The sequence below is a fragment of the Mesorhizobium sp. M7A.T.Ca.US.000.02.2.1 genome (genome assembly GCF_003996995.1).
Lineage (GTDB): Bacteria > Pseudomonadota > Alphaproteobacteria > Rhizobiales > Rhizobiaceae > Mesorhizobium.
Genome location: NZ_RZTT01000084.1, coordinates 6,808 through 17,975 on the forward strand (window position 1 = coordinate 6,808; position 11,168 = coordinate 17,975).

General features: G+C 62.2%; 10 protein-coding genes and 1 pseudogene. 3 read left to right on the plus strand and 8 right to left on the minus strand.

Going from position 1 to position 11,168, the window contains the following annotated elements; genetic code table 11:
• Window positions 1-87: 87 nt before the first annotated feature.
• Window positions 88-348, minus strand: a pseudogene (locus tag EOD15_RS36710) (mandelate racemase/muconate lactonizing enzyme family protein); the annotation flags it as partial.
• A 60-nt stretch (window positions 349-408) separates the two neighbouring features.
• Entirely contained in the window at window positions 409-1,296 is an 888-nt protein-coding gene (locus tag EOD15_RS10850) for a sugar phosphate isomerase/epimerase (RefSeq protein WP_027037785.1), read from the minus strand.
• Between the two features lie 398 nt (window positions 1,297-1,694).
• Here EOD15_RS10850 and EOD15_RS10855 point away from each other — a divergent pair, with 398 nt between their 5' ends.
• From EOD15_RS10855 to EOD15_RS10865, 3 genes are all read left to right on the plus strand, one after another.
• Window positions 1,695-2,750, plus strand: coding sequence for a sugar phosphate isomerase/epimerase (locus EOD15_RS10855; protein WP_127318760.1), 1,056 nt, complete (start codon window positions 1,695-1,697; stop codon window positions 2,748-2,750).
• A 150-nt stretch (window positions 2,751-2,900) separates the two neighbouring features.
• A complete protein-coding gene (locus EOD15_RS10860; RefSeq protein WP_127318758.1) occupies window positions 2,901-4,088 on the plus strand; it encodes a Gfo/Idh/MocA family oxidoreductase in 1,188 nt (395 codons plus the stop codon).
• A gap of 41 nt (window positions 4,089-4,129) precedes the next feature.
• Window positions 4,130-4,984, plus strand: coding sequence for a sugar phosphate isomerase/epimerase (locus tag EOD15_RS10865; protein WP_127318756.1), 855 nt, complete (start codon window positions 4,130-4,132; stop codon window positions 4,982-4,984).
• 75 nt (window positions 4,985-5,059) lie between these two features.
• On the opposite strand, the gene phnE (EOD15_RS10870) is transcribed toward EOD15_RS10865, so the two are convergent.
• The 6 genes from phnE (EOD15_RS10870) to phnL form a co-directional block, all read right to left on the minus strand.
• Window positions 5,060-6,610: a phosphonate ABC transporter, permease protein PhnE gene (phnE, locus tag EOD15_RS10870; RefSeq protein ID WP_127408477.1), complete on the minus strand. Its 1,551-nt coding sequence runs from the start codon at window positions 6,608-6,610 to the stop codon at window positions 5,060-5,062.
• A 4-nt stretch (window positions 6,611-6,614) separates the two neighbouring features.
• Window positions 6,615-7,589, minus strand: coding sequence for a phosphonate ABC transporter, permease protein PhnE (gene phnE / locus EOD15_RS10875; protein WP_127271835.1), 975 nt, complete (start codon window positions 7,587-7,589; stop codon window positions 6,615-6,617).
• Between the two features lie 73 nt (window positions 7,590-7,662).
• On the minus strand, window positions 7,663-8,571 hold the full coding sequence (gene phnD, locus EOD15_RS10880) for a phosphonate ABC transporter substrate-binding protein (RefSeq protein ID WP_127321054.1): 909 nt from the start codon (window positions 8,569-8,571) through the stop codon (window positions 7,663-7,665).
• 84 nt (window positions 8,572-8,655) lie between these two features.
• On the minus strand, window positions 8,656-9,513 hold the full coding sequence (gene phnC, locus EOD15_RS10885; protein WP_127321055.1) for a phosphonate ABC transporter ATP-binding protein: 858 nt from the start codon (window positions 9,511-9,513) through the stop codon (window positions 8,656-8,658).
• 313 nt (window positions 9,514-9,826) lie between these two features.
• Window positions 9,827-10,444 carry a DapH/DapD/GlmU-related protein gene (locus EOD15_RS10890; protein ID WP_127321056.1) on the minus strand — a complete coding sequence of 206 codons (618 nt, stop codon included), beginning with the start codon at window positions 10,442-10,444 and terminating at the stop codon, window positions 9,827-9,829.
• The gene (gene phnL / locus EOD15_RS10895) at window positions 10,441-11,148 is read right to left on the minus strand and encodes a phosphonate C-P lyase system protein PhnL (protein ID WP_127321057.1); all 708 of its coding nucleotides are present in this window, start codon (window positions 11,146-11,148) and stop codon (window positions 10,441-10,443) included. Before phnL ends, EOD15_RS10890 begins: the two co-directional genes overlap by 4 nt.
• Window positions 11,149-11,168 lie beyond the last annotated feature (20 nt).

Here is an 11,168-nt window from a genome sequence, read left to right on the forward strand (position 1 = left end):
GCGCGATGTCGACGGCGCTGATGGCGGCGATGCTCATGCCGCAACTGGCGCGGCGCTGTCGTGGCGCACGCCATTGTAGAGCATCTCCCATATGACGCCGATGTCCGCCGGATCGCGGCCGACCAGCTGAGGCCCGACCTCATGGTTCAGCATGTGGACGAGTGCACCGTAGCTGCCGGCACTGCCGGCGGCGTTCTTGCCTTCGCCCCAGCCGACCAGCCCGTCATCGGTTTCGATGCGCAGGATGGCGGCGTCGAAGGTCGTCACCTGACCGAAGTCGCTGCGGTGCTGCCGAGCGGCTTCGATCGGAACGCGGATCCACCAGGCTTGGACGGACTTGATACGCATATTCTTCCCCAGCCCCGCCGCCGGTCAGGGCGGAAGGGCGAATTTCCCAGAGGCAGTCGGCTACTTGATCAGCGGCAATAACGTTTCGGCGTTGATGCGCATCTGGTCGGTGTAGAATTTCTCGGTGAGTACGCTGGAGCCGTGGTCCTGGATGAACTTCAGCTGCTCGGGCGAGATGTCGACCGGATTGCGCTCGACCATGTCGGGATAGGGGGCTGCCGGCGTCCGGTCGACGGGCGCGACGAACTCGTTGGTCAGCGCGCCGTCGTAGCCGATCTCGCGCAAGGTGGCGACGATCTTCGGCCAGTCGATCTGGCCGAGGCCGGCGGCAAACCGGTTGTTGTCGGCGACGTGGAAGTCGAACAGGCGCTTTCCGACCTGCCGGATCGCGTCATGGACGTTAAATTCTTCCATGTGGATGTGGTAAGCGTCGAGGCACACGCCGCATTCGGGGCTGACCGCGTCAGCCAGCGCCAGTGCCTGGGCGCCGCGATTGAACAGATAGGTCTCGAAGCGGTTGAGGGGTTCGACAGCGATCTTGACGCCGACCTTCTTGGCGTGGGTGAAGCATTCACGGGTGGCGTCGACGACCCACTTCCATTCCTCTTCTTCGGTCCCGTCAGGCACGACCTTGCCGACGGTGGCCGGAACCAGCGTGATGATCTCGCCATCGAGTTCGCTGACCATGGTCAGCACGTCCTTGACATACTGAACGGAACGCTCGCGCTGGCCCTGGTTCCTGGCGGCAAGGTTGCGCTCGCCCAGCATCAGGGTCACCGCGCCCCAGCAGCGAATACCATGCTCCTTCAGCAGTGCCCGGGTCTCCTTGGTCTTGTACTGCTCGGGCTCGCCGGAAATCTCGATCGACTCATAGCCGAATTTCTTGATGCGCTTGAGCGTCGTCTCCAAGGGTTCCGCGCGCATCCAGTTGTGCGTCGAAAGATGCATGGTCTGTCCTTCCCAAATCGTCTCTATGGTTCGCCTGCGACATGCATCGCCAAAAGGCGACACAAAGGTTCCTCCCCAAGGCGTTCCCAGCCTTTTTTCGCAAACTGGTTCGACCAATTGGGCCTGAAGCGAGGTCTACAGCAAATTCTCCAGATCGGCAAGAAGCGCTGGAGTGCAACTTTCTCTATGGATTATTTCCTTGATTATATTGAGATATATAGGCCTGCAACAGGTGATTTTGGGGTCTTGATGGCGCATTGTGCGGCTTGACCAAATTTCCACATTTGGTAATACCAGAATGGCGGTGCGTGCAAGCACCCGTTGAGAAAGACCAAAGTGGCTGGCCCTGCTTCCAATCGGCGCTATGCTCGGTCGAGAGAGAAATGAGGGAGGATGCGATGCCGACGACAATGAAGGGCCCTGGGCTGTTTCTGGCGCAGTTCGCGGGCGACGCCGCGCCGTTCAACTCACTGGCGTCGATCACCAAATGGGCGGCCGGTCTCGGCTACAAAGGCGTGCAGATCCCGACCTGGGACGCGCGGCTGTTCGACCTCAAGAAGGCGGCTTCTTCCAAGGCCTATTGCGATGAGGTGAAGGGCATCTGCGCTGACGCCGGCGTTGAGATCACCGAACTGTCGACGCATTTGCAGGGGCAGTTGGTCGCGGTTCATCCAGCCTATGACGCGCAGATGGATGGCTTTGCGCCGCCGTCGGTGCACAACAATCCCGCAGCCCGGCAGGAGTGGGCTGTCGAGCAGATGAAGTTCGGCGCTAAAGCATCGCGCAATCTGGGCCTGAATGCTTCAGTGTCGTTTACCGGCTCGCTGGCTTTCCCTTATCTCTATCCGTTCCCGCAGCGGCCGGCTGGACTCATTGAGGAAGCGTTTGGCGAGCTCGGCAAACGCTGGAAGCCGATCCTCGACGTCTACGAGGACAACGGCGTCGACGTCGGCTATGAAATTCACCCCTCTGAGGACGTGTTCGACGGCGCCACCTTCGAGATGTTCCTCGACGCGGTCGGGGGCCACAAGCGCTGCAACATCAATTACGATCCGTCGCACTTCCTGCTGCAGCAGCTCGACTATCTAGAATTCATCGACATCTATCACGAGCGCATCAAGGCGTTTCACGTCAAGGACGCCGAGTTCAACCCGACCGGCCGGCAAGGCGTCTATTCCGGCTACCAGAGCTGGACCAACCGCGCCGGCCGCTTCCGTTCGCTGGGCGATGGACAGGTGGATTTCGGCGGCATCTTTTCCAAGCTGACGCAGTACAATTATGATTCCTGGGCGGTGCTGGAGTGGGAATGCTGCCTGAAGCATCCGGAGGATGGCGCGGCCGAAGGCGCGCCTTTCATCGAGCACCACATCATCCGGGTGACCGAAAAGGCATTCGACGACTTCGCCGCCGGCACCACCGACAAGAAGATGCTGCGCGCCATGATGGGCATCTAGCGCGGTTTCCCCTCCCCCTCGAGGGGAGGGTGGCCCGAAGGGCCGGGAGGGGTCGGTTCATGCCGAGCTCTGCCTCAACGACCCCACCCGATCCGCTGCGCGGATCGACCTCCCCTCAAGGGGGAGGTGAGCAACAGCGAGGAGCAAGATATGGTCGGCGCATCGAAGTCGGAAACGGGAGGCGGCCCGATCCGCTACGGCATGGTCGGCGGCGGGCAAGGCGCGTTCATCGGCGCGGTGCACCGGATCGCGGCGCGGCTGGACAATGATTTCGTGCTGGTTGCCGGTGCTTTGTCAGCCGACCCGGCCCGTGCCAAGGCCTCGGCCGCCGAACTGGGGCTCGACCCCGCACGCAGCTATGCATCCTATGCCGAGATGGCCAAGGCCGAGGCGAAGCGCCCCGACGGCATCGAGGCGGTGGCCATCGTCACGCCCAACAATGTCCATGTGCCGGCGGCAAAAGCTTTCCTCGAGGCCGGCATCCACGTCATCTGCGACAAGCCGCTGGCGACGACCCTGGCCGAGGCGAAAAAGCTTGCGGCGATAGTCGAGAAGACCGGCAAGGTGTTCGTGCTGACGCACAACTACACCGCCTATCCGATGATCCGGCAAGCACGCGAAATGGTCGCCAAAGGTGTTCTCGGCGACGTCCGCATCGTGCAGTCCGAATATCCGCAGGACTGGCTGACCGAGGATTTGGCCGCGACAGGCCAGAAGCAGGCGGCGTGGCGCTCCGACCCCAAGCAGGCAGGCGCCGGCGGTGCGCTGGGCGATATCGGCACGCATGCCTACAACCTCGCCCGCTTCGTCTCAGGGCTGGAACTGGACTCCCTGTCGGCCGATCTCGATGCCTTCGTGCCGGGCCGGCTACTCGATGACAACGTCAACGTCATGCTGCGCTTCAAGCCTATCGGCAAGACGCATCCGGCCAAGGGCATGATCTGGGCAAGCCAGGTGGCGCCCGGCCATGAGAACGGGCTGAAGCTGCGCATCTATGGCTCCAAGGGCGGGCTGGAATGGGTGCAGGCCGACCCGAACTATCTCTGGTACACGCCGTTCGGCCAGCCGAAGCAACTGATCACCCGCAACGGCGCCGGCGCGCTGCCGGTGGCGGGCCGTGTCAGCCGCGTGCCGTCGGGTCATCCGGAAGGCTATCTCGAAGGTTTCGCCAACATCTACCAGGAGGCCGCGCGCGCCATCCGGGCGGCACGCCGCAAGGGCGGCAAGCCAGCCAAGGACGTCGTCTTCCCGACCATCCAGGACGGCGTCGAGGGCATGGCCTTCATCGAGGCCTGCGTGAAGTCGTCGAAGAAGAATGGGGCGTGGACGAAGCTCTGAAATAGAGGCGGTCCGGGGGATCCAAGGGGAGGGGAGCGTCGATGAAAATCGGCATGTGCATGTTCTTGTGGACGACGGCGGTGTCGAAGAAACACGAGCCGTTGCTGCGCGATATCAAGGCGACCGGCTTCGATGGCGTCGAGATACCGATCTTCGCCGGCGCGCCGGACGATTATAAAAAACTCGGCGATCTGCTCGACCGCATCGGACTGGAGCGGACCTCTGTTTCGGCCATGGGCGATCCGGCGATGAATTTGATCTCGGCCGACGCGGCGACGCGCAAGGCCGGGGTCGACTACATGAAATGGGCGATCGACTGCGCGCAGGCACTTGGCGCCAGCACGCTGAGCGGCCCGCTGCATTCGACGCTCGGGTCGTTTTCCGGCTCCGGACCGACCTCTGCCGAGAAGAAGCGCTCCGTCGCCTCGCAACGCGCGATCGGCGACCATGCCGGCAACAAGGGCGTCACCATCGGGCTCGAGGCGCTGAACCGCTTCGAATGCTATCTCCTCAACACGATGGCGGATCTGTCGGAGCATATCGATGCCATCGACCGGCCGCACATCAAGGCGATGTACGATACCTTCCACGCCAATATCGAGGAGGCCGACCCGATCGGCGCCTACACGAAACATCGCCGGAATGTCGTGCACATCCATATCTCTGAGAATGATCGTGGCGTGCCGGGGCGCGGCAACATTCCCTGGACAGAAACATTCTCAGCCATCCGCAAGAGCGGCTATGACGATTGGCTGACGATCGAGGCGTTCGGCCGTTCGCTGAAGGACTTGGCGGCGGCGACCAAGGTGTGGCGCGATTTTTCCGAGACGCCGGAAGCGGTCTATCGGGAGGGGTATAGGCATATCAAGAGCGGGTGGAAGAAGGCCGGCGCCTGAGACGCGAGCCGAAGGTCGGCGAAGCAAAAACCGGTACCGCCTTTGCTTCGTCGACCTTCGATTCAGGATCGTGGTCTAAGCCGCCGCCAGCAGGCGGGCGGAGGCGCCCCGCGCGCGCTCGTCGTTGCCGTTTCCGACGGTCCCCATCAGTTTGCGGCGGAGATAGTTGGAGATGTTGTCGAAGACAAAAACGACAATCAGGATCAACAGCACCATGTAGAAAACATTGGCCCAGTTGGTGCCGGTGCGCATGGCTTCCCATAATTTCAGACCGATGCCGCCGGCACCGACGGCGCCGATGATTGTCGCCGAGCGGGTGTTCGATTCCCAGAAATAGAGGGATTGGCTAAGGAACACTGGCAGAACCTGAGGCAGCACGCCGTAGCGTTGCACCATTGTTGGTGTGGCGCCCACCGAGCGGATGCCTTCGCGCTGCTTGTCGTCGATGTTTTCCAGCGCCTCGGAATAGAGCTTGCCCAGGGTTCCGGTATCGGTGAAGAAGATCGCCGACATGCCGGCCAGCGGCCCCGGACCAAAGCCGCGGGTGAAGAACAGCGCCCAGATCAGCATGTCGACAGACCGCAGGAAGTCGAAGAAGCGTTTTGTCGCCTGGTTGGTCAACCAGTTCGGCGTGATGTTGCGCGCAGCCAGGAAGGCGAGCGGAAAGGCGACGACCGAGGCCAACACTGTGCCGACAAAAGCCATGACGATGGTTTGCAGAAGCTTCAGCCACACGTCGCCGTGTTGCCACTCGGCATTGTAGAGGATGTTGTCCCAGGCAAGCGCTGCGTTTGACCTCGACGGATCGATGCGTTCTCCGGAGACGATCAATGAAGCGACCTCGCCAAACGATTTTCCCCAGAATGGCGAATTCGTGTCAAACACAAAATTCGCCCAACCAAAAAACCGCCTCCAGGCGATCACCTCGTCATTTTGCACTTCAGCGCGGCCCAAAAATCCGAACGAGACATAGGCTGTCGAACCTGGCTTGCGTTGCTCTATCCAGTCAGGCAGCGGTGTGCGCGGCGTGACAGACCTGTCCTTGGCAATGTCGAAGACGACGCTTTCGGCGCCGCGCGTCACCGTGACAAGATTTGGCGCAATGGCAATCTGGCCGCTGCCAAGGACGACGGTCGCCGCCACCACGGCCTTTTCGCGCACCGTTTTGGGCGCGGCCGGAACTGGTTTGTCTGGCGAGGGGGCCGGATTCTCGGCCGTTGGCGCGCCAGCCGCCATGAACGAACCCTGCGACGACTTGTCGGTCGCGGCCGCCGGTGCCGGTGCGGCGTCGACCCGCCGCTCGACCTCGGCAATCTGCTTGATAACCCAGTCGGGATTTGGATTGGATCCCAGTTTGGAGAAACGAGAGTAATCGATGGTCAGATAGCCGTCCTTGAATTCGATGTCCGGGCGGATTTCGTAAGACACCCAGTCGGCGAGATAAGCGCCGGCCAGGTTCCAGTTCGCCTTTCCGAGAACGATGCCGATCGAGAAGAACCACGAGCAGTAAAAGGTGTAGAGGATGCATAGAAGGATGCCGAACGGGGCGGCATAGCGCTTCCATAAAGGCCGCTGAAACGCATCGGGATAGCGAGCGGCGATGTCGTTGATGGCGTCGGCGTTCATTGCGTTACTCTCCGCGCCCGTATGCGAACGCCTGCCTGCCGACGAGACGTTGTCTCAGCCATGCCGAAAACTGGTCAACGGCGACAATCGTGCAGAACAGCAGAAACACGATGGCTATGGTCTTGGCCTCATGGCCCCGGCTGATCGAAAGACGCAGGGATTCGCCGATGCCGCCGGCGCCGACGGCACCGAGAATGGTCGAAGCGCGCACATTGATCTCGAAGCGGAGCAGGAAATAGCTCATGAAGTTGGGCAGAACCTGAGGCACCATGCCGAACCACACCCGTTCGACCCAGTTGGCGCCAACGGCCCGCAAGCCTTCGTCAGGCTTCATGTCGGCGTTCTCGACCACTTCGTAGAACATTTTTCCGAGCGCGCCGACGGTGTGGATGCTGACCGCGAGGATCGCTGGAATGGGCCCAAGCGAGAAGATCGCCAGAAAAAAGCCGGCAATGACGATTTCCGGAAAGGCGCGGACAATTTCGAGGAAGCGGCGCGTGGTGAAGCGGAGCCAGCGGCTGGCCGTCACGTTGCTTGCAGCCAGGAAGCAGAGCAGGAAACCGAAGGTGGAGCCGACCAGGGTCGAAAACAGCGCAATGTTCAGGGTCTCGATCATCCGGTAGAAATACTCCGGAATGTAGATGCCTTGGGTCAGGTAGACCCGGCCTTCGGGATAGTCGAATTTGAGGCTGCCATCGTCATAGGGCGACGGCAGGTCGAACAGCGCGCGCACCGGGTCGAACCAGTCGCGCGGCTTCAATTCGACGAAAAAGTCGGCGATGTGGGGAAGGCGGTCGAAGAACTTTCCGGCGTTGGTTTCATTGGCGAACCAGAGCGAGCCCGAGAGCGCAAGCAACAGGAAAACCAGGCCTCCGATCGTGTAGAGGCGCCGGCGAGCGGCGAGGTCGCGCCAGTGCCGCTCGGCCAACGCTCCTTCCGTGGAGAGCGCAGGCGCGCGGTAAATTTCGGTCGCACTCATCGATAGTTCCCCAGCCGTGACGCGGCAACGCCGCCGGCGGCACTTTGGCCCCGGCGGCGTCGTGCCTTTTGGCTTACGAGCCGATCTTCGCCTTACGAGCGTCGATGATCGCCTGATAGAATTCCGGGGTGACCGGCGAATAGCTCTTGAAGTCGCCGCCTTGCACCGCCGCGAAACAGGCCGGGTCGGTCTGCGGAAGCTTGGTCAGGAAATCGGTGATCTTCTGCTTGGTGTCGGCGTCGAGCGAGGTGCGTATGACCAGCGGGCCGTTCGGGATCAAGGGGGACTGCCACAACTCTACGAGGTCGTCCATCTTGAGGACACCCTTGTCGACCATCTTGCGCAGATTGCCGGAGCTGTAGCCATCCTTGAAGTCGCCGACGCCGGAGGCCCAGGTGGTGCCGGCATCGAAGGTGCCCTTCAGAACTTCAAGGACAAGCTGTTCATGGCCGCCGCCGAAACCGGTCGACGCGAAATAGCTCTTCACATCCATGCCGATGTCTTTGGGCAGCGAGGTGACCGGGACCAGGTAGCCGGAAGTCGAATCGGGATCGGCGAAACCGAGTTTCTTGCCCTTCATATCAGCGAGTGTCTTGATGCCGGAATCCGCGCGGGCGACCATAACCGAATGGTAGCCGGTCGAACCGTCGGTCTGGACCGTCGTCAGGATCGGCTGAACCGCGTCCTTGTTCTCGAGGTAGACCTTGGCGTAGGCGGAAGCGCCGAGTTCGGCATAGTCGAGCGTGCCGCCGAGCAGACCCTGGATGACGCCGTCGTAGTCGGCGGCCGGGAACAGCGAAACTTTCTCGACGCCGAGGACTTGCTTGATGTGGTCGGCGAAGCACTGGTAGTTGCGCAGACGGTCGGCTTCGTTCTCGCCGCCCAGAATGCCGACGCGGAATTCCTTCAGATCCTGTGCCTGGACCGAGCCCATCGCCATGGCCATGATGGAAACGGCACCGAAAAGTATCTTTCTAAACATCTCGTCTCTCTCCTGTTGGTCCCGGCATCGCGCCGGCTGCGTTGGGATATGATGCCCTTGACGCGGGCTGGCGATCCAGGTCGCTCAGTAACCAGGAAAGGCTGGCTCAAGCGGTCCGGCGGATGCGGCGATTTTTTGCTTGATGATGACACTGGTCGAGGTGATGGCCTCGGAGATTTCGCCGCCGCTGCTGTCGGCGCCGTAGACCATGCGCACGGCCTCGCGGTTGAGCTCTTCCGGCGGGCCGTCGAAGACGACCTTGCCGGCAGCCATGCCGATGATACGGTTGCAATAGGTGCGGGCCGTGTCCAGCGTGTGCAGGTTGGTGATCACGGTGATGCCTTCGCGCAAATTGATATCCTGCAGCGAATCCATAACCACCTTGGCGTTGAGCGGATCGAGTGACGCGATCGGCTCGTCGGCGAGGATCACCTTCGGCTGCTGCATCAACGCGCGGGCAATGGCGACGCGCTGCTGCTGGCCACCCGACAAGGTGCCGGCGGCCTGCAGCGCGGTGCGGGCGATATCGAGACGCTCCAGCGCTGCTATCGCCTCGGCTCGTTCCTCGCGGGAGAAGATGCCGAGCAGGTTCGACATGGTGGAGCGGTGGTTCAGCCGGCCGAGAAGCACATTGGTCAGCACGTCGAGGCGCGGCACCAGGTTGAACTGCTGGAAGATCATGGCGCAATCGCGCTGCCAGCGCCGTAGTGGCGAACCGCGCAGCTGGGAGACCTCGGCGCCGTCAAAAAAAATCGACCCCTGGCTGGGATCGATGAGACGGTTGATCATGCGAAGAAGCGTCGATTTGCCGGCGCCCGAACGGCCGATGACGCCAACCATCTGACCATGCGGGATCGCGATGTTGATGTCCCTGACGGCAGTGTTCTTGCCAAATCGTCGGGTGACACCGCGGATTTCGAGCGTGGCGGAATTTGCTGGCATGGGGGCAGGTTCCAGGTCCGGACCATTGATCGTCAGGCTCTCGCCTAGCGCAGCCACATGAACCTGCCGTGTCGCGGTGATGTCAGTTTTGTTACGCTCCACAGGCTGGAGTCTAGTGTCGACCCTGGGTCAGCAGTCGAAGGTGATTTGGAACGCGGGCCTGGCGAGCTGGTGCCATCAAGCGTTCCAGACAAGGGCCGTCATGGCGCCGATGCTGGTGTCGAGAGGCATGTCATGCGGATAGCAGGGGCCGGGGCGGTTTGTGACAATGCCCCGCTGCCCCGCGTCAGTGACCGCCCATTCCTGAACGTCGCTATCCGCCATATTTCTCTAGGAACGTCTCGGCCTCAAGCTCCCGGAAATCATCCAACGCGGCGCGCAGCCTTGCATGGTCCCAGTCCCACCAGGCAAGCGCCTGATAGCGCTCGGCGGTGCGGCGATCGAAGCGCTCGCGGATCGGCTTTGCCGGCACGCCGCCGACAATGGTGTAGGGCGCGACATCTTTCGAGACCACCGCACCCGCGCCGACCGCGGCGCCATCGCCGACGGTGACGCCGGGCAGGATGGTCGAGCCGTGACCGAGCCAGGTGTCGTGGCCGATGGTGACACGTTTGGCGCGGCGCTGGGCGAAGAACTCGCTCTCGTGCTCGGCATCGTCCCAGTAGTCCGAGGCGCGATAGGTGAAGTGATGCAGCGTCGGCCGCCAGGTCGGGTGGTTGGTGGCGTTGATGCGAACGCTGGCGGCGATGTTGGCGAATTTGCCTATTGTCGCGCACCAGACGGAGCAGTCCTGCATCATGTAGGAATAGTCGCCGAGTTCGCTTTCCGAGACCCGGCTGCGGTCGGCGATCTCGGTCCAGCGGCCGAGCGTCGAATTCTGTACATCCGCCGTCGGGTGGACCAGCGGCGTCTCGGACAATTTCCTGGTCATGCGGCGATTTTTCCGGACGCGAAAGCGGTGACGTCGATGATGCGGTCGGCAACCGCCTCGCGCACGTCGTGGTCATGGAAGATGCCGAGCAGGGCGACATCAGCCGCCTTCTTGGCGGCGATGAGTTCGATCACGACGTCGCGGTTCCTGGCGTCGAGCGAAGCGGTCGGTTCGTCGAGCAGCAGGATCGGATGCTCGGTGATGAAGCCGCGCGCGATGTTGACGCGCTGCTGCTCGCCGCCGGAAAAGGTCGCAGGCGGCAAAGCCCAGAGTTTCTCCGGCAGGTTGAGCTGTGCCAGCAAGGCGCGCGCCTTGCCGCGGGCAATCTCGCGATCCTCGCCGCGCTCGACCAGCGGTTCGGCGACGATATCGAGCGCCGAAACGCGCGGCACGGTGCGCAGGAACTGGCTGACATAGCCGATCGTTTGCCGGCGCACCGCAAGCACGGTGCGAGGGCTGGCGGCGGCCAGGTCGATCAGCCCGTCATCGTGCGTGACGATGATCTGGCCTTCGTCGACGGCGTAGTTGCCGTAGAGCATCTTCAGGATCGAGCTCTTGCCGGCACCGGACGGGCCGCCGAGCACGGTGCATTCGCCGGCCCTGATCGAGAACGAGACACCGGCGACAACAGGCAGTTTGATGCCGTCGCGCAGATGCATGGTGAAGCTCTTGGCAACGCCGGAAACAACGAGCGGGGTTGCCATCAGAAGGTTCTCCAATCGTC